This is a genomic window from Marinobacter litoralis, from assembly GCF_003336705.1.
Taxonomy (GTDB): Bacteria; Pseudomonadota; Gammaproteobacteria; order Pseudomonadales; family Oleiphilaceae; genus Marinobacter; species Marinobacter litoralis.
The window spans coordinates 822,764-845,897 of record NZ_QMDL01000002.1 but is presented as its reverse complement, the minus strand read 5'-3'; the positions used below and the strand labels follow the sequence as shown (position 1 = coordinate 845,897).

The 23,134-nt window shown below is 56.4% G+C and carries 18 protein-coding genes; 4 read left to right on the top strand and 14 right to left on the bottom strand.

All coding sequences use genetic code 11. The features are described 5' to 3' along the window. Nucleotides 1-18: 18 nt before the first annotated feature. Both DOQ08_RS09485 and DOQ08_RS09480 read right to left on the bottom strand, forming a co-directional pair. A complete protein-coding gene (locus DOQ08_RS09485) occupies nucleotides 19-1,080 on the bottom strand; it encodes a transporter (RefSeq protein WP_114334644.1) in 1,062 nt (353 codons plus the stop codon). Continuing rightward, nucleotides 1,077-2,465, bottom strand: coding sequence for a sigma-54 dependent transcriptional regulator (locus tag DOQ08_RS09480; RefSeq protein ID WP_114334643.1), 1,389 nt, complete (start codon nucleotides 2,463-2,465; stop codon nucleotides 1,077-1,079). Before DOQ08_RS09480 ends, DOQ08_RS09485 begins: the two co-directional genes overlap by 4 nt. Nucleotides 2,466-2,798: 333 nt before the next feature. Between DOQ08_RS09480 and DOQ08_RS09475 the strand changes: the two genes are divergently transcribed. Next, nucleotides 2,799-4,625 (top strand): SLC13 family permease, encoded by a 1,827-nt coding sequence (locus DOQ08_RS09475; RefSeq protein ID WP_114334642.1) that lies wholly within the window; start codon nucleotides 2,799-2,801, stop codon nucleotides 4,623-4,625. A gap of 17 nt (nucleotides 4,626-4,642) precedes the next feature. On the opposite strand, the gene DOQ08_RS16185 is transcribed toward DOQ08_RS09475, so the two are convergent. Continuing rightward, the gene (locus DOQ08_RS16185) at nucleotides 4,643-5,245 is read right to left on the bottom strand and encodes a TetR family transcriptional regulator (protein ID WP_114334641.1); all 603 of its coding nucleotides are present in this window, start codon (nucleotides 5,243-5,245) and stop codon (nucleotides 4,643-4,645) included. Between the two features lie 157 nt (nucleotides 5,246-5,402). Here DOQ08_RS16185 and DOQ08_RS09465 point away from each other — a divergent pair, with 157 nt between their 5' ends. From DOQ08_RS09465 to senA, 3 genes are all read left to right on the top strand, one after another. Beyond that, nucleotides 5,403-6,575, top strand: coding sequence for an efflux RND transporter periplasmic adaptor subunit (locus DOQ08_RS09465; RefSeq protein WP_114334640.1), 1,173 nt, complete (start codon nucleotides 5,403-5,405; stop codon nucleotides 6,573-6,575). Then, on the top strand, nucleotides 6,575-9,685 hold the full coding sequence (locus DOQ08_RS09460; RefSeq protein WP_114334639.1) for an efflux RND transporter permease subunit: 3,111 nt from the start codon (nucleotides 6,575-6,577) through the stop codon (nucleotides 9,683-9,685). Before DOQ08_RS09465 ends, DOQ08_RS09460 begins: the two co-directional genes overlap by 1 nt. Before the next feature lie 252 nt (nucleotides 9,686-9,937). After that, nucleotides 9,938-11,239, top strand: coding sequence for a selenoneine synthase SenA (gene senA / locus DOQ08_RS09455; RefSeq protein WP_406565356.1), 1,302 nt, complete (start codon nucleotides 9,938-9,940; stop codon nucleotides 11,237-11,239). Here the strand turns inward: senA and DOQ08_RS09450 are convergent. The 11 genes from DOQ08_RS09450 to aroQ all read right to left on the bottom strand — a co-directional run bounded on the left by DOQ08_RS09450 (nucleotide 11,231) and on the right by aroQ (nucleotide 22,967). Further along, nucleotides 11,231-12,829, bottom strand: coding sequence for a cation:proton antiporter family protein (locus tag DOQ08_RS09450; protein WP_114334637.1), 1,599 nt, complete (start codon nucleotides 12,827-12,829; stop codon nucleotides 11,231-11,233). The two genes, senA and DOQ08_RS09450, sit on opposite strands and share 9 nt — an antisense overlap. A 92-nt stretch (nucleotides 12,830-12,921) precedes the next feature. Then, nucleotides 12,922-13,869 carry an alpha/beta fold hydrolase gene (locus tag DOQ08_RS09445; RefSeq protein ID WP_114334636.1) on the bottom strand — a complete coding sequence of 316 codons (948 nt, stop codon included), beginning with the start codon at nucleotides 13,867-13,869 and terminating at the stop codon, nucleotides 12,922-12,924. Between the two features lie 115 nt (nucleotides 13,870-13,984). Next, on the bottom strand, nucleotides 13,985-15,271 hold the full coding sequence (purD, locus tag DOQ08_RS09440; protein WP_114334635.1) for a phosphoribosylamine--glycine ligase: 1,287 nt from the start codon (nucleotides 15,269-15,271) through the stop codon (nucleotides 13,985-13,987). A 22-nt stretch (nucleotides 15,272-15,293) separates the two neighbouring features. Continuing rightward, nucleotides 15,294-16,874 carry a bifunctional phosphoribosylaminoimidazolecarboxamide formyltransferase/IMP cyclohydrolase gene (purH, locus tag DOQ08_RS09435; protein ID WP_114334634.1) on the bottom strand — a complete coding sequence of 527 codons (1,581 nt, stop codon included), beginning with the start codon at nucleotides 16,872-16,874 and terminating at the stop codon, nucleotides 15,294-15,296. 102 nt (nucleotides 16,875-16,976) lie between these two features. Next, on the bottom strand, nucleotides 16,977-17,294 hold the full coding sequence (fis, locus tag DOQ08_RS09430; protein ID WP_114334633.1) for a DNA-binding transcriptional regulator Fis: 318 nt from the start codon (nucleotides 17,292-17,294) through the stop codon (nucleotides 16,977-16,979). Then, nucleotides 17,291-18,289 carry a tRNA dihydrouridine synthase DusB gene (gene dusB, locus DOQ08_RS09425; RefSeq protein WP_114334632.1) on the bottom strand — a complete coding sequence of 333 codons (999 nt, stop codon included), beginning with the start codon at nucleotides 18,287-18,289 and terminating at the stop codon, nucleotides 17,291-17,293. Before dusB ends, fis begins: the two co-directional genes overlap by 4 nt. Before the next feature lie 208 nt (nucleotides 18,290-18,497). Continuing rightward, on the bottom strand, nucleotides 18,498-19,700 hold the full coding sequence (locus tag DOQ08_RS09420; RefSeq protein ID WP_114334631.1) for a DUF3426 domain-containing protein: 1,203 nt from the start codon (nucleotides 19,698-19,700) through the stop codon (nucleotides 18,498-18,500). A 73-nt stretch (nucleotides 19,701-19,773) separates the two neighbouring features. Beyond that, nucleotides 19,774-20,670: a 50S ribosomal protein L11 methyltransferase gene (gene prmA / locus DOQ08_RS09415; RefSeq protein ID WP_114334630.1), complete on the bottom strand. Its 897-nt coding sequence runs from the start codon at nucleotides 20,668-20,670 to the stop codon at nucleotides 19,774-19,776. Between the two features lie 2 nt (nucleotides 20,671-20,672). Beyond that, nucleotides 20,673-22,013: an acetyl-CoA carboxylase biotin carboxylase subunit gene (gene accC / locus DOQ08_RS09410; RefSeq protein ID WP_206074848.1), complete on the bottom strand. Its 1,341-nt coding sequence runs from the start codon at nucleotides 22,011-22,013 to the stop codon at nucleotides 20,673-20,675. 24 nt (nucleotides 22,014-22,037) lie between these two features. After that, nucleotides 22,038-22,499 carry an acetyl-CoA carboxylase biotin carboxyl carrier protein gene (gene accB / locus DOQ08_RS09405; protein WP_114334628.1) on the bottom strand — a complete coding sequence of 154 codons (462 nt, stop codon included), beginning with the start codon at nucleotides 22,497-22,499 and terminating at the stop codon, nucleotides 22,038-22,040. A 30-nt stretch (nucleotides 22,500-22,529) separates the two neighbouring features. Then, nucleotides 22,530-22,967, bottom strand: a complete 438-nt coding sequence (gene aroQ, locus DOQ08_RS09400) for a type II 3-dehydroquinate dehydratase (RefSeq protein WP_114334627.1) — start codon at nucleotides 22,965-22,967, stop codon at nucleotides 22,530-22,532. Nucleotides 22,968-23,134: the final 167 nt, after the last annotated feature.

The following is a 23,134-nucleotide window of genomic DNA, read 5'->3' as shown; positions in this document are numbered from 1 at the left end:
AAGTTGCATCTTACCGCTCTAGAGACTGATCGGTAGCTTCAAGGTGATTTCAGTATCCGGAGCATTCTCGGTAACGCCAACATTGACGGTAAGGCTGAGTGTCGTATTGGACTTCAGCCTGTGCGACAGGCCGAACGATAATGAACCAATCTGAATGCGGTCAAAGTTCGCAGCAAACAGATCGATGTCGCGCTCATAAGTGGTGTCGCCGATAATCGACTGGTCATAGCCAATGCTGAATGATGTGCGCTCGTTGAACGCGAACCCCATGCCAAAACCGAATCGCACGACGTTGCCGGGATCAATGGTGTTGCCGTTCTCGAACCCCTTGTCGTCTTTGAGAGTGTATACATAGCTCAGATTGCCATACAGAACCGCCGGGTCCGAGGGGTAAATAAATGACAGGCCCGGCTCGAAGGACCAGAAGCCCGAGCCTGTAGGGCGCTCGGCGAGCTCAACCCCAATGGGGTTGCCTTGGCTGTCTCTGATCACCTCTTGATCAACATCGTAGGGGCTGTCGCCTGTCGGCGCTTTGACCCGGAAAGAGCCAATCACGTAGGGCCAGCCCTCGAGGCCATCGTTGAGCTGATAACGTACGGCCAGTTCGATGTCCCCCAAGCCATCACCTGACGATTCTCGCAAGGTATCAACCGGGGTGCCGTCAAAGGCTTCTCGTTCCCGGAGGTCTTCCTGAATACTTAAATAAGGCACTCGCAGGGAGGCTTCGAAGCGGCTGCTGAAACCATATTTGAGTGATACCGCACCGACAAAAATATCCCGTTGAACTTCGGAAATATTGATCAGGCCAATCAGTAGGGCTGGAATAACGGTGTAACCTTCTACCGCAACCAGCGTGGAGGTGCTGTGAGCATGGGATATCGCCGGCTCGATAATGAATCGCCCGGGCTGTGTGACAATGCCTCGGTCAGCGGTGATGGAGGCGATATCTGAGGCGTTCTCGCTTTCTTTTTCGGCAGATCGCCAGGCACCAGGGCGCATTTCATGCTCCGGCTTTGCCATGGATACAGCGCTTGGCAGACACAGGGATACGGCGAGCAGTAAGGTTGTTTGGGTTTTCATGTGGCATCTCCCTTGGGCGTAGGATTTTGCCGGAAGCCCCGGCTAGGTGGTTGTGGGTTGTGTTTTTCAAGTAATCGGTAGAAAGAGGCGCGAGATATTTTCAGAACCCGTGCGGCTTCAGACAGGTTGTTGTTTGATAAGCGGAGACTGCAGATGAGCGCCTGGTGATCGGCCTGATCCCGAAACGCCTGAAGGCTTAAATTGGAGGGCTGAGAGCGGCCCGCGCTGGGTGCACGAAGCCCCAGATCGGCGGGTTCAATAGTGGTTTGCTCGCTGAGCAGAACGCCTCGACGCAAACGGTTTTGCAGCTCCTGCAGGTTGCCGGGCCAAGAGTGGTTAATTAAGCAATGCATGGCAGCATCACTGAGGCGCTTTCGTTCGAGTCCCGGCAAGGATGCCTCGAGCAACGTCTGAGCGAGGGCTGGAATGTCTTCGCAACGATCTCGCAACGGCGGAAGTACAACCTCCAGATTGCCCAAGCGAAAATACACGTCACTCCTAAATAATCCCACTGCAACCAGTTCCTGCAAGGGTTGGGTGGTTGTTGCAATGACACGACCGTTCGCCGAAATACGTGTATTGCTGCCCACTCGTTGTACCTCGCCTTCCTGCAGAAAACGGAGTAACGCGGATTGCTGCTCCAGGTGGAGCTCGTTGATGCCAGAAAAAACCAGTGTGCCGCCGTTTGCCTGCTCGAGCCGGCCCGGATGGGATTGTTGGGCGCTGGTGAACGCGCCTTTTTCGTAGCCGAACAGTTCACTGTGAGTGAGGGTGCTGGGCAGTGCGGCGCAGTTAACGAAGATCAGCGGACCGGTGGCGCGTATGGAGTGGTTGTGGATGAAACGTGCGCCCGCGTCTTTTCCGGTGCTGCTTTCTCCGGTGATCAGAACCGGCTCCAATGTGGCGGAGAAACGGCGTAAAAGGCTATGCACGTTCTGAATGGCGGCGGAGCTTCCAAGCAGAGCTAAATCACCATAATCATGGAGATTGGCATGACTGGTACTTTCCTTCATGGATGCCATGCCCCAGAGGTGGCCGAGCACAGTGTTTAAACGCTCCGCGTCTACGGGTTGGGTGTGGAAATCCGAGCAATAACGAACAATCAGATTGGCGGTAGACGTTCTGCTGTGTGGTTTTTCGGGAGCGATAGCAACCCAATAAATGATGCCGATGGCTTCGAGCCATTTTTCCAGTTGAGGCAGGTCGGTTTCGACATTCTCGGGCAGTTCCAGCACACCTACCTTGGCAGCATCGGGAGTGTTTGGAAATAACGATACCGGTTTCGAGAAATCGAAATCGATCAGGCTCCAGCGAGGTTGTAACAAGCCCCGAATGAGGGTGTTGCCTTGTGCCGCTGACAACCAAACAAGCGGTCGCTTTTCCATAAGGACGGTGCTCCGTAGGAGTGTGCCTTGGAAATAGGACTGCCAGTCGTTCAGGGAGAGACTGCTTTACCGGTACGGCTCAATATCCGGTCACTATTCCTGCGTGACCCGCTGCGACAGCGTTCTGTCGCTCTAAACATCCTGCTTGAGTATACGAACCGCAGGTTGCGTGCCAGAAGAAGGTTAATTAACTGGATACAGAGAGTTGCTGCGCGCGCCGGTAACGAGTGCTCTTGCCAGATGTATAAATGGCTGACGCTTTTTAATCTCCGTCTCTCTTGTTTTTGGTGCTTTGTTGTATGCTGCAAGAACACCGGTAAAAGGAGTGAGCCATTGAATATCGAGCAAGGCACCGTTTTTTTAGTGCTTGGAATCACTCTGGCCATGTTTGTCTGGAACCGCCTGCGTTTTGATGTGGTGGCCATGCTGGCGTTACTGGCGATCGCGGTTGCCGGCCTGGTACCCTCGGCTGATCTTTTTGCCGGCTTTGGCCATCCAGCGGTGATTACCGTGGCGGCGGTTCTGGTGATCAGTCAGGGCTTGGTGAATAGTGGGTTCGTGGATGCCATCGCAAAGCTTCTGGGCAGGGTAGGGCAGAATGCCGTGCTGCAGGTGATCACGCTGACGGGCGTGGTTGCTCTGTGTTCTGCTTTTATCAATAACGTGGGTGCACTGGCGCTTCTGATGCCGGTGGCTATCTGGATGTCTCGGAAGTCTGGCCGTTCCCCTTCTCTGTTGCTCATGCCGCTCGCGTTCGGTTCGCTGCTGGGTGGCACCATCACTTTGATCGGCACTCCGCCGAACATCATCATTGCCAGTTACCGCGAGGTCGGGACATTCGGTTTGGTGGATTTCGCGCCGGCCGGGCTTGCCATCACGGTAGCGGGTATTGCGTTTATTGGGTTGGTGGGGTGGCGGTTTACGCCGAAACGGGATGACCCGGCTAGCGACGACAAATTGTTTAATGTCGGCGACTACGTGACGGAACTCCGGGTTCCGGAAGGGTCCGGCTATGCGGGGAGCACGCTGCATAACCTGCTGACCTCCGGAGAGGAAGATAAGAGCGTTGTGGTGCTTGCGCTCATTAGAGACGAAAAAAGCTCTCCTGCACCCTCGTCGTATCTGGTGTTACGGGAAGGTGATGTTTTGCTGGTACAGGCTGACACCGAAAGCTTGCAAGAATTTGTGGACAGTACCGGTCTGGCGCTGGCGAATGCCGTCGAGGGCGAGGACGGTGCTAACGAAGGAGAGGAGCCGGCAGGAAAAGGACGTTCCCGAGAGGATAAAGAGGAAAAAATAGCGACCGGCGATGTCCGCCTGACCGAAGCCGTGATCACACCTTCCTCTCTACTCATAGGCCGAACCACTAACCGCTTCAATCTGCGCGAACACTACGGGCTGAACGTGGTGGCGATCGCTCGTCAGGGCCATCGATTGACCCAGCGCTTATCGGACACTCGCTTCCGGTCCGGTGACATTCTGCTGGTGCAGGCGCACGAAAGTAAGGTCATGGCCACGTTGCAAACACTGGGTTGTCTGCCTTTGGCAGAGCGTGAGTTGACGCTTGGCCGGCAGAAAAGTCTGTGGCTGGCCGGCGGCCTGTTCATCGCGGCGATTGGCCTGATCCTTTCCGGCTTGCTGGCGCCGCCGGTGGCGTTGGTAGCCTGTGCCGTGGCTATGGTGTTGGTGGGACTGCTGGATACCACCGAAGCGTATAAGGCGATTGATTGGTCGGTGATTGTCTTGCTGGCCGCGATGATCCCGGTGGGGCAAGCGCTGGATGCTACCGGAGGGGCAGACCTTATTGCGGGTCAAATACTGGCGGTTGCCGAAGGTCAGGCGGGCTGGGTAGCACTGACCATTATTCTGGTGGGCTCGATGTTGTTATCCAATGTGGTGAACAATGCGGCGGCAGCGGTCTTGGTGGCGCCTATAGCGCTTGGTCTGTCACTTCAGCTTGACCTGTCGTCCGATGCAGCCTTAATGGGGGTTGCCGTGGGCACATCGTGCGCGTTCCTTACGCCCATTGGGCACCAGTCCAATGTGTTGGTGATGGAACCGGGCGGCTATCGCTTTGCGGATTATTGGCGGCTGGGGCTGCCCTTGTCTGTCGTGGTCACGGTGGTGGCGGTTCCCGTGATCCTGTGGGTGTGGGCGTGAGCGAGTCGGTTACCGGTTCAGTTATCTGAGAGCAGGCCGAAGAAGATGGTTTCAACCAGTGTCGGGGCGATGTCGGCCAGTGGTCGTTGTTCCGGTGCGATCAGCCAGTGAAAAAACAGGCCCAGCATTTGTGTGTGTAGCAAATAGGCTGCGTGGTCGGGGGTCAGGTGTGGGCGCAGGCGTGCCTGGTTCTCGGGCAGGGCCATAATCTCGACCAGCTGAGCAATGGCGCTGGCTGATAGTTCCCGGTGTCTATTCAGAGCCTGATCAGACTCGTTTCGATGAAGCAGAATGTAGTGTACCCGGAAGTACCTCGGGTCCTCCGCAAGTTTTCTCAGCGCAAGCGTGCACACCGCTTTCAAATTGGCGAGGCTACCGCTGCCGCGACTGGCGCTCGCCAGCATTTCCCCTAGAGGCGCCCGTACCCGTTCAAGCATGGCGTCGAGAACGTCCTGCTTATTGCGGAAGTGCCAGTAAATTGCTCCCCGAGTCACACCGGCCTTGTTGGCAATTTGTTCGAGTGAAGCACGCGCAACGCCTTTGTCGATAAACACCTGTTCGGCGGCATCGAGAATGGACTCGCGTGTGGCTGCCGCTTCTGCTTTCGTTTTCCGTGCCATGATTCCGTAACTATAGTGTCGGTATAAACCGTCAGTATAGCGGAATAAATGTTTACATACATACACGAATGAATGTATGTTAGCGTGCTAATTTTGCAGGCCGTTCTAACCTGCTTATTTGCCCGGATTGATTTGCCTCGTGTTCAGGAGAACGCACATGACCATGGAATTATCTCATCGCCCAGCTGCCCGTGCCGGGCTGATTATTGCAAGCTTATCGACCCTGTTGATGTTCGCTGGCTGTAGCAGTGAAGACAATGCCGGTCAGCAGGGCGGTGGCGGTTTCCCGCCGGCAGCGGTAACGGTAGAAACGGCTGAGCTGAGCGATGCCACCGTTCGCCAGGACTATGCCGGGCGGGCACGGGGTGCTCGAGAGGTGCAAGTTCGTGCACGAGTCAACGGGGTGCTCGAAGAGCGGCTTTATGCGGAAGGGCAAATGGTGCGGGAAGGCGACTCCCTGTTCCGTATCGACCCTAAGCCGGCGGAAGCCGCGTTCCAGCAGGCCAAAGCACAGCGTCAGGTAGCGGAAGCCAATTTGCGTCAGGCCGAACGGGAATGGGCCCGGATCTCATCCTTGTACCAGCGTAAAGCGGTCAGCGAGCGGGATCGTGATTCTGCTGAATCGGCTCTGGAGCTGGCAAGAGCCAATTTGGCCGTTGCCGAAGCGGGTATGACCAAGTCGGAACTGAACCTTGGTTACACGCAAGTGACCGCGCCGCTCAGTGGCGTGACCAGTCTTGAGGATCTGCCGGAAGGCAGTTTGGTGGACGCGGGCACCTTGCTGACGACGATTGTACAGCTCGATCCGGTTCATGTGCGCTTTGCATTGCCTGAAAACGACGCCAGTATTCGCCGTGCCGCAGCGGAAGGCATGGCCCGTTCTGATGAGGTGCAGGACGTATCCGCCCGATTGGTGTTGGCGAATGGTGACGAATACCCATTGGAAGGCCGGATTGATTTCACTGCCTCCACACTAGACCCACGCACCGGGTCGGTATCGGCGAGGGCGGTCTTCCCGAATCCGGAGCATGTGATTGTGCCGGGGCAGTTTGTTCGGGTGCGGGTTGAGCTGCAGAACTTCGAGAACGTGATCACCGTGCCCGAAGCAGCCATTGCCGAGGGGCCAAAAGGACCGATGGTTTACGTGGTGGACGACGAAGGCAAAGCCCAGGCGCGTGGTGTTGAGCTTGGCCCTGTCACCAACGGCCGTCAGATTCTTCTGAAGGGCTTGGAAGCCGGCGACCGGTTCATTGTGACCGGACTGACCAATCTTCGCCCGGGCGCACCGGTCAAGATTACCAATAACAACGCCGGGGAGGGTGCGAACTGATGTTGCGCACATTCATCGACCGGCCGATTTTCGCGACGGTCATTTCAATCATCATTACCTTGGGCGGTGCGTTGGCACTGCTCGGATTGCCGGTGGAGCAATACCCGAACGTGGTGCCGCCGCAAGTTGTGGTGGACGGGCGATTCCCGGGTGCCAGTGCCGACGTGATTTCCGATTCCGTAGTCGCACCGCTGGAGCAGGAGATCAACGGCGTTGACGACATGATCTATCTGGAATCCAGTGCAACCGACTCCGGCAGTTTCCGGATCTCGGTGTCATTCGAGATCGGTACCGATCCGGACCAGGCCACCATCAACGTGAATAACCGGGTACAGCAGGCACTGGCACGGCTGCCTCAATCCGTTCGTAACCAAGGTCTGAAAGTAGAGGCTCGTTCCACGTCGATTCTGCAGGTGATTGCCCTGTCTTCGCCGGATAACTCCATGGACGTGGTAGAAATCTCCAACTACGCCTTGTTGAACGTGCTCGATGAGCTGGTGCGCTTGCCAGGTATTGGTAACGCCTCTTTGTTCGGCGCGCAGGACTACTCGATGCGTATCTGGCTCCGGCCCGATAAGCTCGCCCAATATGAATTGACCCCGGGCGATGTGGCCAACGCATTGCGTGCGCAAAACGCCCAGTTTGCCGCGGGTCGAATCGGCGCGGAACCGGCTCCGAAAGGGCAGGCGTTCACCTTCAGTGTCTCGGCCCCCGGCCGACTGACCAGCCCCGAAGAGTTCGGCGAAGTGATTTTGCGCAGTGACGAGCAAGGTGCGTCTTTGCGTTTGAAAGATGTAGCGCGGATTGAACTGGGTGCCCTGAACTACGATTTTGCGGCGATTTATAACGGCGGCGCGACTGTGCCTATGGGTATCTATCTGCAGCCGGGCGCCAATGCCCTGGATGCTGCGGAAGCCGTGAACAAGGCGATGGAAGAGATTTCGGACCGTTTCCCGGAAGGGCTGGAGTTCAGTGTTCCTTATGACACCACCCGTTTTATCGATATCTCCATACAGGAGGTGTTCAGCACCTTCATTATGGCGGTAGTGCTGGTGGTTCTGGTGACCTTCCTGTTCTTGCAAAACCTCAGTGCCACCCTGATACCGCTGATGGCCATTCCGGTATCGCTGATTGGCACCTTTGCCGGCATGCAGGCGCTGGGCTTCTCGGTGAACTTGCTGACCTTGTTCGGGTTGATATTGGCCATCGGGGTGGTGGTGGATAACGCCATCATAATCATGGAAAACGCCGAGCGGTTGATCAAAGAAAAAGGCATGACTGCCTATGATGCTGCGGTCACGACCATTGGCCAGGTTTCCGGCGCCGTTATTTCATCCACGCTGGTGCTGGTGGCGGTGTTTGCGCCGGTGGCGTTTCTGGGTGGGCTCAGTGGCGAATTGTACCGGCAGTTTGCGATCACCATTGCGGTATCGGTGGTCATCTCTGGCGTTGTGGCGCTCACGTTGACCCCGGCTATGTGTGCCATGCTGCTGGGCAAAGAGAGCAAGCAGCTGACGGTGTTCCGCTGGTTTGATGCCGGCTTTGATAAGTTGACCACAGGCTTCTCCGGCGTGGTGGACTGGCTATTGAAACACGCGGTTGTGGGCGTGCTGTTGTTTGCGGCCATGCTGGGCAGCGTGGTGTTCCTGATGAACAAGATGCCTTCAGGGCTGGTACCGCAGGAAGATCAGGGCTTTGTGTTGGCCGCTTATGCATTGCCCCCGGTGTCGGCCATGAGCCGCACGGAAGATGCCCGGGATGAGTTGGCGGCAAAAATGAAGAGCCTGCCGGAAGTGAAAGATGTGGTGGCCTTTGCCGGCTTCGATATCATTTCCAGTGCTTTGCGCACTAACAGCGGTGTCGCGTTCGTGACACTGGAAGATTGGGCGGAGCGCGAAGGCGAGGGCCAGGGTGCCGCCGATATAGCCAAGAAGATCATGGGCATTGGCTTTGGTATGCCCGAAGCCTTCGTGATTGCCTTTACGCCGCCACCGATCCAAGGGTTATCGACCACCGGCGGTGTGGAAGGCTACATTCAGGCTCGCGGTGGCCGTACCCCGGCCGAGATCAAGGCGATGGCGGATAAGTTCACTCAGGCCGCGAACGCTCGTCCGGAGCTGACGAACGTGCGGGTGACTCTGGATACCGGGATTCCTCGCTATAAAGCGAACGTGGACCGGGAGAAGGCTCAGGCTGCCGGTGTGCCTATTGATCAGATTTTTACCACTATGCAGAGCACCTTTGGTGGCTTGTATGTGAATGACTTTACGCTGGAAGGCCGTAACTGGCAGGTAAACCTCCAGTCGGAAGGGGAGTTCCGTAGCCATCCCGGGGATTTGCGTAAGGTGTTTGTGCGGTCCAATTACGGTGAGATGATTCCGCTCAGTTCCTTGGTTGAGCTGGAGCGCACCAGCGGCCCCGATATTCTGAACCGGTTTAACGTGTATCCGGCGGCCAAGCTGTTGGCAGACCCGGGCCCGGGGTATACCACGGGTGCGGCGCTGGCTGCGTTGGAGGCGGTTGCAGCGGAGCAGTTTGATCGGGATACGTTGGTTGGTTGGACCGGTGAAGCCTATCAGTTGCAGGATTCCGCCGATTCCGGAGCCATGGCGTTTGGCATGGGATTGTTGCTGGTGTTTCTGATTCTGGCGGCCCAGTATGAGCGTTGGGGTTTGCCGGTGGCAGTGGCAACCGCGGTTCCGTTTGGGGTGTTTGGGGCGGCCTTGGCGTCGTTGTGGCGTGGCTTCCCGAACGATATTTACTTCCAGGTGGGGCTGTTGGTGCTGATCGGGCTGGCGGCCAAGAACGCGATTCTGATTGTGGAATTTGCAGCTCAGAACCGGAAATCGGGTATGACTTCGTTTGAGGCGGCCAGTGCGGCAGCGCGTCAGCGTTTCCGGGCGATTATGATGACGGCGTTGACCTTTATTGTGGGGTCGTTGCCGTTGGCGTTCAGTTCCGGCGCGGGTGCGGTGAGTCGTCAGGAGATTGGTACGGTGGTGGTTGGCGGTATGCTGGCGGCCAGTACCTTGGCGCTGTTTTTTGTGCCGTTGTTCTACAAGTTGATTGAGGACTTTGGGGATTGGCGCAAGCAGCGTAAGAAGGCCTGACCATTAGGGCTGACTTCGGTCAGCTCTTTGTTAAGATCATTGAACCGCCGTGGGTTTTTGCCCATCGGCGGTTTTTTTGTCTGTTATGCTGTGAGTTGGACGCAGTGTTGAGGGTGCCCTTCCAAAAACCGCTCCTTCGGCACATCCATGTGGCGCTTCTGCTCCGCCATCCATGGCTGCGCACATTTTTGGAAGGGCACCCCCAACACTGCTTCTCGAACTTTGGGAGTGATGTCTGTGAGTAGGCACCTTATGAGGCTAGAAGAAACGAAGCAGTGGATATTGGGAGAACTGGAACGTGCACGTTCCAGAACCGAACAGCTCATTAATTCGTTATCCGACACGCAACTCGATGTTCCTTATCACCCTGGGGTGAATCCGCCGCTTTGGGAGATGGGGCATTCGGCGTTTTTCTATGAGGTGTTTGTTTTTAAGCTGCTGGACGGCACGGCGAGTTATAACCCGGCGATGGATGATCTCTGGGATTCGTTTCATGTTCAGCATCGGGATCGTTGGCGCAGGGATTTGTTTCCCGGGCGTGAGGAGACGCTGGAATACTTCCATACGGTTTATGACCGGGTGGCGGAGCGTATTCGTGGCTGTGAGCTGACGGATCAGGCGTTGTATCTGTATCGCTATGCGATTTTTCACCAGAACATGCACATTGAGTCTCTGATTTGGTGTCGTCAGACGGTGGGGTATCCGGCTCCGGCGGATTTTATCGGTGATCGGCCGGCGCCCGGTGAGGCGGTTGCCGGGGATGTGGAGGTGCCGGCGGGGCGTTGGGTGATGGGGATGCCCGGGGCGTCTGAGGATTTTGCAGCGGACGATTTTGCGTTTGATGCGGAGAAACCGCGGTTTGAGGTTGAGTTGCCGGGGTTTGCGATCAGTCGGACGTTGGTGACGAATCGTGAGTTTTTGGCGTTTGTGGAGGATGGCGGCTATCAGCGGCCTGAGTTGTGGTCGTTTGGTGGGCAGCAGTGGCTGGAATCGGCCTCGGGGCACCCGGTGTATTGGCGGTGTCAGGAAGGGCAGTGGCAGGTGCGGCTGTTTGATCAGTGGCTGCCGTTGAATCCGGATGCGCCGGTCACGCATGTTTCATACTGGGAAGCGGAGGCCTGGTGTCGTTGGGCCGGGCGGCGTTTGCCGACGGAGTATGAGTGGGAGGTGGCGGCGCTGGCGAATCGGCCGGGTGAGGTTTTTCGGCGTTACCCTTGGGGAAATGAAGAGGCAGATGCGTCGCGTGCGGATATGAATGGCCGGTCGATGGCGCAGAATCCCGTGTTTGATTATCCGGCGGGTGAGAGTCGGTTTGGGTGTCTGCAGATGCTGGGTTCGGTGTGGGAGTGGACCGGCGATCAGTTTTTGCCGTATGACGGCTTCAAAGTGGATATGTACCCGTTTATGTCAACGCTGCAGTTTGGCGACCACAAGGTGACGCGCGGCGGAAGTTTTGCCACGACATCGAGTTTGATTCGTGGCACCTATCGGCAGGCTTATTTGCCACAGAGAAATGATGTGTTTACCGGCTTCCGAACCTGCGCTTTAAGTTGATGGCTGTTTGGGGCCGGAAAGCGTTGCCTCGGGCTCTGGGAATTCCGGGGCCATTTGCTCCAAGTGACTGGCCAGTGCAACGCCGGTTTCGCTCATGGTCAGGTAAGCTTCGTTGGCACCGGCTTCGCGGATGCGTTCGGCTTCGTCCTCGAACATGGTGTGGGCGACGACGTAGCCGGTGAAGCCGAGTTTCCTCAGCATGCGGGCCGCGATCAGTTTGGCTTCGATATCACCCATGGCGAGAATCACGGCTTCCACCGAGGGCATGTGCAGGGCTTCCCAGAAGGTGTTGTCTTCCGCATCGGCGTAGACCACGTTGCGACCCTGTTTCTGGTGCCGCGCTACTTTGGCTAAGTCGGAGTCCAGAGCCATGAGTCGGGCCTCGGTATCTCTCAGGGCATCATAGGCGGCGGTTCCGGTTCGCCCCATACCCATCACCACAACGCGGGTGTCCCCCAGCGATATGGGCAGCTCATCCGGATGCCGCCGGTCGCTTTCGAAGGGCACTAGGCGATGGCTCCAGCGCTCGTACAAGGGGTGTGCCAGGCGGTTGAGCGGTGCGGAAATCAGGAATGACAATGCGACAGACAACGCGAGCGGCACCAGCCATTCGGGCAGCGCTACGCTGGCGACAATCAGGCCGAACTCGCTGTAATTGGTCAGGGCCAGCGACGTCAGGAAACTGCTGCGCGCGCGAAGCCGGAACAGCAGCATCAGGAAGAAGAACAGAATGCCTTTTAGTGGAAGGATCAAAGCAACCACAATGGCAAAGATGATGGCATCTTGCCCCGGTAAGCCGTCGATACCTATTTGCAGAAAAAAGCCCACCAGGAAGATCTCTTTGACGCTCCACAGTGATTTGGCCAGTTCCTGGCTTCTCGGGTGGTTGGCCAGAATGGCTCCGAACACCAGTGCGCCGAGTTCCGAGCTAAGCCCAACGGCCTGAAAGCCCGAACCACCCAGCACCAATGCGAGCAACAAGCCAAGCAAGACCAGCAGTTCTTCGTGGCCGCTTGCGTCCAAGAGTTTGTACAGAACGGGTCGAAGCAGAGGCAGGCCAAACACGATCAGCGCCCATTGCGACGGCGTTTGTCCTGCCGCCAGGCTCATCACCACCAGCGCAATCAAGTCCTGCATGATCAGGATGCCAATCGCCACTCGCCCGTGGAAGGCGCGGAGTTCCCGCTTGTTTTCCAGTACCTTGGCGGCCAGCACGGTGGAGGAAAAGGACAGGGCGATCGCCAGCATCAGGGCGGTGTACCAGCTGACCTCGAGAATCAGATAAATGCCGGGCGCGAAGACAAGGGCGGTGATCGAGAAGTGCAGCAGGCTGCCGCCGATCACTTCGGGGCTGATCACCGATTTCAGTTTCAGCTTGAGCCCGACCGTAAAGAGCATGAGCAGTACGCCTAGGTGGGCGATGTGGTCAAGTACGGCGGTGGGCTCTGGAGAAATGGGAATGGACGGATTGGCGGCCATGGCACTGAGTATAAACCCCGCTGCCAGGTAGCCGATTAACGGGGGTAGGTGCACAGCCTTTATCAACAGGCCTAGGCCAAAGGCAAAAGAAATCCAGATTGCTTCAGGCATGAAAGGCGTTTCCCGAGGGACAAAACAAGAAGGCTACCTTGTTTTGTCACCTTGTTGAAGTCGATTAAAAGCTAACGAGGCGCCATTTGATCTTAGTCGATTTGTGACCGGTAAGGCTTGGAAAACTCGAGAAACAGTTGGGCCGATTCTTCGGGCGTTTCAATCATGGGGGCGTGCCCGATGTCGTCCAGAAGGATCAGTTGAGAACCCGGAATGGCTTGCTTGAAAAATTCGCCGTTGCGGTAATCAAGAATCCGGTCCTTCTTTCCCCAGACAATCAAAACAGGATCCTGGGTGAGCTTGATGGTGTCCCGGAAGTCAGTGTTCAAGCCTGCGTCTCGTATATCGGCAAAAATCACTTCATTGATGGCCTGATTGGCAATCGCTTTCTCTTCCATTACCCCCAGAATTGGCCACGGGATAAACGGCTTTTCTTCCATGGCAAAGTCAACCAGACGCTTGAAGTCGCCCGGTTTGGAGGGGATGAGAGGGTTCTCTCCTTCGAGCACCAAATCCGTGAGTTCGCTCGGGTATTCCAGGATGCCGGCGGGGTTGAACAGAACCGCGGTTTTTATCTGCTCGGGGTAGGTCGCCGCATAGAGCGCGGTAATTGCGCCGCCCATGGAGTTGCCCATCATGTGCATGGTTTCGATGTTCAGGGCTTTAATAATGCGGGCAAGGTGGCTGACTTGCTGCTCCAACCGGTAGCCGAGATCCATCGGTTTGCTGCTGTCACCGTGGCCGGGCAAATCGATGGCGTAGACGTTGAACTCGTCTGTGAGTTCCCCGGCCATGCGGGTCCAGTTATCTTTATTGGCGGCAAAGCCGTGAACCAGAACGACGGTGTCGCCGTTGTTGGTTTCGCGGTTGTGGAGGTAGGCGATGTCGAGTTCGCCAACGTTGATCGTGCTGGCTTCCAGCCCCGCACCGGAGCGTTCCCAATCGATGGCCGTTTCATAAATACTGTGGCGAGAGCAGGCGCTGGTTAGCAGTACAGAGGTTAGCAGTAGCACTAAGGTCAGTGGTGATGATTTCAGCATAGGTGTGGTTCCCCGGGCTTTTAGGCCGTTTATTCCTTGGAAAGGGCTTTACATTACGGCATAAAAAAGCCCGGTCAATGACCGGGCTGACAATGCGTGTGAACGGCGTTACAAATCAGCCTTGTTCGCGGGCGATGGCCCGGTACGCTATGTCCTTGCGGCAGAATACGCCGTTCCACTTAACTTTTCCGGCCAGTTCGTAGGCGCGCTTTTGGGCTTCGGTAACGGTGTTGCCCAAAGCTGTGGCGCACAGTACGCGACCGCCGTTGGTGACGACCGCACCGTCTTTCAGGCTGGTACCGGCGTGGAAGACTTTCTCGCCCTCGACTTCGGTTTCCGGCAGGCCGGAGATCACATCACCTTTGTTATAGCTGCCCGGGTAACCGCCGGCGGCCAGAACGATGCCCACAGAGGCGCGTTCGTCCCATACGGAATAACATTGGTCGAGCGTGCCTTCAACGGCGGCCAGAGACAGTTCAACGATGTCTGATTTCATGCGTAGCATGATCGGCTGGGTTTCCGGATCACCGAAGCGACAGTTGAACTCGATCACTTTGGGCGCGCCCTGGGTGTCGATCATCAAGCCTGCGTAGAGAAAGCCCTTGTAGGGGTGGCCTTCTGCTGCCATGCCGTTAACGGTTGGCATGATCACTTCGTCCATGATGCGTTGATGCACATCGGGTGTGACCACTGGCGCAGGGGAGTACGCACCCATACCACCGGTGTTCGGGCCGGTGTCGCCGTCGCCCACGCGTTTGTGGTCTTGGGAGGTGGCCATGGCCAGAACGTTCTTGCCATCCACCATCACGATGAAGGAGGCTTCTTCGCCGTCGAGGAATTCTTCGACAACCACACGGCTGCCGGCGTCACCAAAGGCGTTGCCGGCGAGCATGTCGCGAATAGCGTCTTCGGCTTCTTCCAGAGTCATAGCAACGATGACGCCTTTACCGGCCGCCAGGCCATCGGCTTTGACGACAATCGGAGCGCCTTTTTCACGAACGTAAGCGAGGGCTTCGTCAACGTCGGTAAAGTTGGCGTAATCAGCCGTCGGGATTTTCTGGCGCGCCAGGAAGTCCTTGGTGAAGGCTTTGGAACCTTCGAGTTGAGCCGCACCGGCGCTGGGGCCGAAGATGCGCAGTCCGCGCTCTTCAAACTTATCGACCACGCCGGCAACCAATGGTGCTTCCGGGCCAACGATGGTTAGGCCGACGTTGTTCTGTTCGGCAAAGTTGGCCAGTCCGTCCAGATCCATGACGTCGAGATCGACGTTTTCCAAGCCGGGCTCGCGGGCTGTGCCAGCGTTACCCGGTGCAACGAAAACTTTGTCGGCCAAGGGTGACTTGGCTGCTTTCCAGGCCAAGGCGTGCTCGCGCCCGCCACTGCCGATAATCAGAATGTTCATGTTGTGCTCCTGAATCCTATGATCAGTGACGGAAATGGCGCATGCCGGTGAAGACCATGGCGATGCCGTGTTCGTTGGCAGCGTCGATCACTTCCTGGTCGCGCATGGAACCGCCGGGCTGGATAACCGCAGTGATGCCTGCTTCGGCCGCCGCATCGATGCCATCTCGGAACGGGAAGAATGCGTCGGAAGACATAACCGAACCTTTCACTTCCAAACCTTCGTCAGCGGCTTTGATGCCGGCGATCTTGGCGCTGTATACGCGGCTCATCTGGCCTGCGCCCACACCGATGGTACGGCCCGCTTTGGCATAAACGATGGCGTTGGATTTAACGTACTTGGCCACTTCCCAGGCAAACAGCAGGTCGTTCAGTTCCTGTTCCGTAGGCTGACGCTCTGTCACCACTTTCACGTCTTCCATGGCTACCATGCCCAGGTCACGGTCCTGGACCAGCAGGCCGCCTGTGACGCGCTTGTAGTCCATAGTCTTGGCTCGGTGGCTGTCGAATTCACCGCAGGCCAGCAGACGAACGTTTTTCTTGGCCGACACAATTTCTACGGCTTCGGGCGCAATGCTCGGAGCAATGATCACTTCCACAAACTGGCGATCAACGATGGCCTGAGCGGTTTTTGCATCCAGCTCGCGGTTAAACGCGATGATGCCACCAAAAGCCGAGGTAGGGTCTGTGGCGAAGGCCAGGTCGTAGGCTTGAAGAATGTCGGCACCAATGGCTACGCCGCAGGGGTTGGCGTGCTTTACGATGACACAAGCTGGGTCTGCGAATGGTTTTACGCATTCCAGCGCCGCGTCGGTATCGGCAACGTTGTTGTAGCTCAGTTCTTTGCCCTGCAACTGTTTGGCAGTGGCAACCGAGGCTTCACGCGGGTTGCTTTCGGCATAGAAGGCGGCGCGCTGGTGCGGGTTTTCGCCGTAACGCATGTCCTGAACCTTCACAAACTGGGTGTTGAAGGTGCGGGGAAAATCGGTGTTGTCGTTGTCAGGTGTGCGCCCGCCCAAATAATTGGCGATGGCGCCGTCGTAACCCGCGGTATGTTCGAACGCTTTGACGGCCAGATCGAAACGGGTGTTGTAGGTCAGGTCGCCGTCGTTCTCTTCGAGTTCTTTCAGCACACGGCTGTAGTCCGTCGAGTTAACAACAATGGCGACGTCGTTGTGGTTTTTGGCCGCAGCGCGAACCATGGTCGGGCCACCGATGTCGATGTTTTCGATGGCGGTCGCCAGATCGCAATCCGGTTTCGCCACGGTATCTTCGAACGGGTAGAGGTTGACCACCACCATGTCGATCGGATTGATGCCGTGCTCGGCCATGATCGCGTCGTCAGTACCGCGACGGCCCAGAACGCCACCGTGAATCTTCGGATGCAGGGTTTTCACCCGGCCGTCCATCATTTCCGGGAAACCGGTGTAATCGGACACTTCGGTGACCGGTACCTTGTTTTCCTGCAGCAGCCGGAAGGTGCCGCCAGTAGACAGCAGCTCAATGCCGCGTTCGGTCAGGGCACGTGCGAAATCGACGATGCCGGTTTTATCACTCACGCTGATCAGGGCGCGACGGACGGGGGTGTTAGCCTGGTTTGCCATGGTTCAGTTTCTTCGCTGTTCAGATAAGCCGGGGGTTAGCCTGAATATAAAGAACAAAGGCCTCGCGAACGAATCCGGGAGGCCCTTGTGGGTCGTGTCTGATTATAGCAGACCGTATTGCTTCAGTTTCTTGCGCAGGGTTCCGCGGTTCAGCCCAAGCATTGTAGACGCTTTGGTCTGGTTGTTGCGGGTGTACTTCATTACCTGCTCGAGCAGGGGCGCTTCAACTTCAGAAAGCACCAGTTGGTATACGTCGGAGACGGGCGCTCCGTCCAGTTGCGCGAAGTAGTTCTTCAAAGCAACTTCTACGCTGTCGCGCAGGGTGACGCTATTGCCGCTGCCGTTTACCGTGTGCAACTGATGCAATTCATCGTTGGCCGGGCTGCTCAGATTATCGTGTGCCAAAGTCTCAGCGGTCATGCTGCGAATACCTCTCCATTTCGTAAGCGTGCAAAGTACTGTGCGATGCTGTCTTTTTGCTCCAGTGGGTCTTCGATCCCATTGAAGCGACTGCGGAACTGTTTGCTTTCGTCGTGGGTCTGCAGATACCAGCCCACATGTTTTCTGGCGATACGCACGCCCATCTTTTCCCCGTAGAAGCTGTGCAGTTCGGCGAGATGCTCCTGCAGAATCTGCTCCACTTCATTCAGGGGCGGTGCCGCAAGGTGTTCACCGGTTTCCAGAAAATGCATGATTTCCCGAAAAATCCATGGTCGGCCCTGCGCGCCTCTGCCGATCAGTAACCCGTCTGCGCCGGTGTAGGTCAGCACGTGCCGGGCTTTCTCTGGTGTGGTGATGTCGCCATTGGCAAACACTGGAATACCAACACTGGCTTTTACTTCGGCTATGGTGTCGTATTCAGCATCGCCCAGGTATTTGTCGGCTCTTGTGCGACCGTGTACAGCGAGGGCCTGAATGCCTGCGTCTTCTGCCATTTTTGCAATTGTTTTGGCGTTGCGGTTGTCGCGATCCCAACCTGTGCGCATTTTCAGTGTCACCGGAATGTCAACGGCGCTGACCACCGCTTCCAGAATTTCCTGAACCAGCTTTTCGTCTTTCATCAAGGCCGAACCGGCGGCCTTGTTGCAAACTTTTTTAGCTGGACATCCCATGTTGATGTCGATGATCTGGGCACCAAACTCGGCGTTTTGCTTTGCGGCATCGGCCAGCATGTCTGGGTCGCCGCCGGCAATTTGCACTGACCGGGGTTCGGGTTCGCCCTGATGGTTCATCCGGGTGCGAGATTTGCGCGTATGCCAGAGCTTGCTATCCGCTATGACCATTTCCGATACAGCCAATCCGGCGCCCATTCTTCGACACAAGAGCCGAAACGGGCGATCTGTTACACCTGCCATGGGTGCAACTATCAATGGGTTGGGCAGGGTGTACGGCCCGATTTTTGCCGTTGGCAGCATGATCTGAGTCCGTGTCACAGCGGGTTTAGCAAGGTTCGGTTTTCAGTCGTTGCTCAAAATCTGATCGACTGATTCCCGAAGGGCGGTAATGATACCGCCGAGGGCAGTTTGATTGAAGGGATAAATGAGCGAAAAAGTTGATTATTTTTCGCTCTGTCTGGTTGACTTTTGCTCGACCGACTGTAGGCCGTTGATTGGCTATCGGTATCTACGGACGGAAGAGCAGGTTGTAGTTGACTGCGTCGCGCCCCGGGTCGCGAATCCGGATGGCAATCTTGATCGGGGTATCCGTGGGCATGTTTTCCAATGCCTCGCCGTCACCGGCGATATACTCGTCCGGGCTGAAAACGCTTTGGGCCACCACGTCTCCATTCAAGTTGGAAAAGGTCAGGGCAATCGAAGGGAAAGGTTGCTCGAAGTTGGCGCGATTGATGATGACTGCATCGACGATCAACTGGTTACGGTTGTCCGGCGCTGTGCGAACCACCAGTTTTCGACTTTGAATGGCATCGACATTCACCAGTGGCTTGAGTTCGCAGCCGGCCAGTTCGCAGCCTTTCTCGTAAAAGGGGCGTAGCTGAGGAATGGCGGATAAGCGGTCAAACTGGAACCAGGCAGCCTGTGCTACCAAGAGCCCGAGCAGCGCGAGTATCACCAGGCTCCACAGCACCGTCCGAAGGCGACCGCCTCCGCCGCCAACCGATACCGGGTCTCGCCGTAAATCCTGGTACAAGGTCGCGGAAGCTTGCTCCGGGCGGGTCTGGTTAATAATGGGGTCGCCCAGTTGGTCAGCGTTTTCGCTTGCGGGGGCTTCTCGGTCTGTTTCTTGGTCGTGCTGGACGCCTGAAGCGGCGGTGGCAGATGCTGTTTCAGGCTCAGGCTCAGGCTCAGGCTCAGGCTCAGGCTCAGGCTCAGGCTCAGGCTCAGGCGTTTTGGTGTGCTTCTCCGGGGTTTCAGGCTGATCGTCTGAAAGCATGGCTTCGGCCCAGCTTTCATCGACATTTGCGCTGATCGGGCCTTGCTGCTCTTCAGAGAAACTTTCGTTGTGACGGTCGTCTACCGAGAGAAAGCTTTCGCTCAACTCATCCTCGGAAAAAGTCAGTTCTTTGCCCGCGTATAGTTCTTCTTCCGCATCTTCCTCAGGGTTATCGGCGAAGACGAACTCGTCTTCAATTATGCCGCTGCGGGTGTCTTCGCGGGTGGAATCTTCAGCTGCGGAAGGTTTGGAGTCGGTATTGGTGGCAGATGACGTAGTGCTGCCGGAGGCCGCGATGGGGTGCTCTTTCGCGTTAAAGATGGCCATGCAGTTGCCGCAGCGGACTTTGCCTCCGGCGACACTGAGCTGTTCGTCAGTTACCCGAAAACGGGTTGCGCACTCTGGACACTGTGTTTGCAGGCTGCTTTGGGTCATGCTGTTATCCTGAACGCTTCGTCACTGCGTGGTTACTAGGAACCACGCAGTTTAGACGTAAACGTTTGATTCGTCACTCGCCCTTGCGCCGTCCTGTGAGGCGAATCCACTCTTCTTTCTGTTCGGGTTCGTCCATGACGAACCAAGGTTCGTAGGCTTCCATCACTTCTCTGGCTTGATTAGACAGAATGCCAGAGAGGACGAGGCTGCCGCCAGGGCGAGTCAGTGCAGCCAACCGGGGCGCCAGACCAATTAATGGCTGGGCCAGAATGTTGGCGAGCATGATATCCGCTTGAGTGTCGGGATCACTGCCGGGCAGGTACAGATCAAGGCGATCGTCTTCAACTTCATTACGCCGGGCGTTTTCACGACTGGCTTCCAGAGCCTGAGGGTCTGTGTCTACACCGATCACGTGTTTGGCACCCAGTAACAACGCTGCAAGGCCCAGAATGCCGGAGCCGCAGCCATAGTCGGTTACTTGTTTACCTTCGACATCCTGGCCATCTAGCCATTGTAAGCAAAGGGCGGTCGTGGGGTGGGTGCCTGTGCCGAATGCTAGGCCGGGGTCCAGCAGCAGGTTGGCGGCGTCGGGGTCAGGGGCTTCATGCCAGCTGGGAACAATCCAGAGCCGTTCACCAAACCGCAATGGATGGAAGTCGTCCATCCAGGCCCGCTCCCAATCCTTGTCTTCGACCAGCGTGACATCGATCTCTGCCAGAGTTTGCTGGGTCTGCTGGTGCCAGGCATCCCGAATATCGGAGCACAGCTGCTCGATATCCCGATCGGATTGAAACAGACCGGTGACGGTGGTTTGGCTCCATAAGGGCGTTGTGCCCGGGTCAGGTTCGTAGAGGGGTTGGTCGGCGGCATCTTCCATGGAAACGGCATCCGAACCCATTTCCATTAGCAGGTCTTCCAGCTGATCCGCAGTGTCGGGATCAGCTGGAATCTGGAGTTGTATCCAGGGCATGGTTAATCCTGTATCAGTTTTTCGAGGTAGTGAATGGTGAAGTCTACCTGTTTAAAACCTGCATCGCGTACCAGTTTTCTGTGCAACGGCTGATTCGTCTTGATGCCTTCGACCAGCATTTCATCCAACGCGTTTTTCATGCGCCTGCGCGCGATGTCCCTGTCTGCGCCCCAAGTGATCAGTTTGGCCACGAGGGAATCGTAGTAAGGAGGCACGGTGTAGCCGCTGTATAGGTGCGAATCAACTCGCACACCGTTTCCGCCGGGGGCATGAAAGTGTTTGATCTTGCCGGGGCTGGGCGCAAAGGTTTTCGGGTCTTCAGCGTTGACCCGGCATTCCATCGCGTGCCCTGAAATTTTGATCTGGTCTTGGCTGTATTCCAGTGGCAGACCGCTGGCAATGCGCAGCTGTTCACGGACAATATCGACGCCCGTAACCATCTCGGATACCGGGTGCTCTACCTGGACTCGAGTGTTCATCTCGATGAAGTAGAATTCGCCGTCCTGATACAGGAACTCAAAGGTGCCGGCACCGACGTAACCGATTTCTTTACAGGCATCAACGCAGGCTTTGAGCGTGCGTTCCCGTGATTCCGGATTCAGGTTCGGGGCTGGCGCTTCCTCGATGACTTTCTGGTTGCGGCGCTGCAGAGAGCAATCCCGGTCGCCAAGGTGAATCACGTTACCGTGCATGTCTGCCAGAATCTGAACTTCCACATGGCGAGGTTTTTCCAGAAACTTTTCCAGATACACGGTGGGGTCGCCAAAGGCGTTTTTGGCTTCCGTCTGGGTGATCTGGACTGCCTTTAGAAGAGCCGCTTCTGAGTGAACCACCTGCATGCCACGACCACCACCGCCGGAAGCGGCTTTGATCATAACTGGGTAGCCGATTTTCCGGGCGACTTTCAGGGTACGCTCATCGTCATCGGTAAGTGGGCCATCCGAACCGGGAACGGTAGGTACACCGGCTTTCTTCATAGCCTCGATGGCGGAAACTTTGTTGCCCATCAGGCGGATTGTTTCCGCCTTGGGGCCGATAAAGCGAAAACCGCTTTTCTCGACTTGTTCCGCAAAGTCGGCGTTTTCTGCGAGAAAGCCGTAGCCGGGATGGATGCCGACAGCGTCTGTCACTTCCGCAGCACTGATGATCGCCGGGATGTTCAGGTAGCTGTCTGTCGGGCTGTTTGGGCCGATGCAGACCGTTTCATTTGCCAGGCGAACGTGCATCAGGTCGCGGTCTACCTGAGAGTGAACCGCCACCGTTTTAATGCCCAGCTCTTTGCAGGCGCGGAGTATACGCAGGGCGATTTCACCGCGGTTTGCGATCAGAACTTTTTCTAACATAGCCATGGGTAGCAATCACCAGATTCAGGAAATGACGACCAAAGGTTGGTCAAACTCCACCGGCTGGCCATTTTCGACCAGAATTTCGGTGATGGTGCCAGACTTGTCTGCTTCAATCTGGTTCATCATCTTCATTGCCTCAACAATGCAGATGACATCGCCAGCCTTGACCGATTGGCCCACTTCTACAAATGCCGGTGCAGACGGCGAAGGCGAACGGTAGAAGGTACCTACCATGGGCGATTTCAGCGCGTGGCCATTGATAGCTGCAGGCGCGGCAGGCGCTTCTTCCGCTGCTGGTGCGCTCGCAGGAGCTGGAGCTGCTTGCGGTGCGGGCGCTGCATAGTGGCTCACGTATTGGCCTGCGGCGGCTTGCTCGCGACGGCGAGAAATGCGAACGGAGTCATCTCCTTCGTGGATTTCCAGCTCCTCGACGTCAGATTCCTCGAGCAGTTCGATCAGTTTTTTGATTTTGCGAATATCCATAACTATTCCAGTCCCATTGTCTCTGGTCTATCAGTGAATTTTTTGCAAGGCAGCCTGTAAAGCAAGATCGTAACCCTGGCTGCCTAAACCGCAGATAACACCTTGGGCGATATCTGAAAAATACGAGTGGTGCCTGAACGGCTCCCGCGCATGCACGTTCGACAGGTGCACTTCAATGAACGGGATCCCCGATGCCAACAGAGCGTCCCGCAAGGCGACACTGGTGTGGGTGAAAGCAGCGGGATTGATAATGATAAAGTCCACCCCTTCAGTCCGGGCCTCGTGAATGCGGTCGATCAATTCATACTCTGCATTCGATTGCAGATGCAGCAGATGATGGCCTTGTTCCGAAGCTTGTTGACGTAAGCGGTCGTCAATGTCTGCCAGCGTCTCATGGCCATAGACCTCAGGCTCGCGTGTGCCGAGCATATTAAGGTTGGGGCCATGTAGCACAAGTATGGTCGACATGATGAAATTTGCCTTGTTTGTTTTTTAACAGGATCGCCGAAGATAACGACAGTTTGATTGAATGGTGCGTACTTATTCCCTTCAGATCAACACTTTTTGACAATCTTCGGATACGACTTTTGATCCTGAAAAAGATTACACAGCAATTGCCTCATCCACGATGACAT

Coding starts and splice junctions, on each gene's coding strand:
- DOQ08_RS09485 (WP_114334644.1), bottom strand. CDS start 1,080: ATGAAAACCCAAACAACCTTACTGCTCGCCGTATCCCTGTGTCTGCCA.
- DOQ08_RS09480 (WP_114334643.1), bottom strand. CDS start 2,465: ATGGAAAAGCGACCGCTTGTTTGGTTGTCAGCGGCACAAGGCAACACC.
- DOQ08_RS16185 (WP_114334641.1), bottom strand. CDS start 5,245: ATGGCACGGAAAACGAAAGCAGAAGCGGCAGCCACACGCGAGTCCATT.
- DOQ08_RS09465 (WP_114334640.1), top strand. CDS start 5,403: ATGACCATGGAATTATCTCATCGCCCAGCTGCCCGTGCCGGGCTGATT.
- DOQ08_RS09460 (WP_114334639.1), top strand. CDS start 6,575: ATGTTGCGCACATTCATCGACCGGCCGATTTTCGCGACGGTCATTTCA.
- senA (WP_406565356.1), top strand. CDS start 9,938: ATGAGGCTAGAAGAAACGAAGCAGTGGATATTGGGAGAACTGGAACGT.
- DOQ08_RS09450 (WP_114334637.1), bottom strand. CDS start 12,829: ATGCCTGAAGCAATCTGGATTTCTTTTGCCTTTGGCCTAGGCCTGTTG.
- DOQ08_RS09445 (WP_114334636.1), bottom strand. CDS start 13,869: ATGCTGAAATCATCACCACTGACCTTAGTGCTACTGCTAACCTCTGTA.
- purD (WP_114334635.1), bottom strand. CDS start 15,271: ATGAACATTCTGATTATCGGCAGTGGCGGGCGCGAGCACGCCTTGGCC.
- purH (WP_114334634.1), bottom strand. CDS start 16,874: ATGGCAAACCAGGCTAACACCCCCGTCCGTCGCGCCCTGATCAGCGTG.
- fis (WP_114334633.1), bottom strand. CDS start 17,294: ATGACCGCTGAGACTTTGGCACACGATAATCTGAGCAGCCCGGCCAAC.
- dusB (WP_114334632.1), bottom strand. CDS start 18,289: ATGCTGCCAACGGCAAAAATCGGGCCGTACACCCTGCCCAACCCATTG.
- DOQ08_RS09420 (WP_114334631.1), bottom strand. CDS start 19,700: ATGACCCAAAGCAGCCTGCAAACACAGTGTCCAGAGTGCGCAACCCGT.
- prmA (WP_114334630.1), bottom strand. CDS start 20,670: ATGCCCTGGATACAACTCCAGATTCCAGCTGATCCCGACACTGCGGAT.
- accC (WP_206074848.1), bottom strand. CDS start 22,013: ATGTTAGAAAAAGTTCTGATCGCAAACCGCGGTGAAATCGCCCTGCGT.
- accB (WP_114334628.1), bottom strand. CDS start 22,499: ATGGATATTCGCAAAATCAAAAAACTGATCGAACTGCTCGAGGAATCT.
- aroQ (WP_114334627.1), bottom strand. CDS start 22,967: ATGTCGACCATACTTGTGCTACATGGCCCCAACCTTAATATGCTCGGC.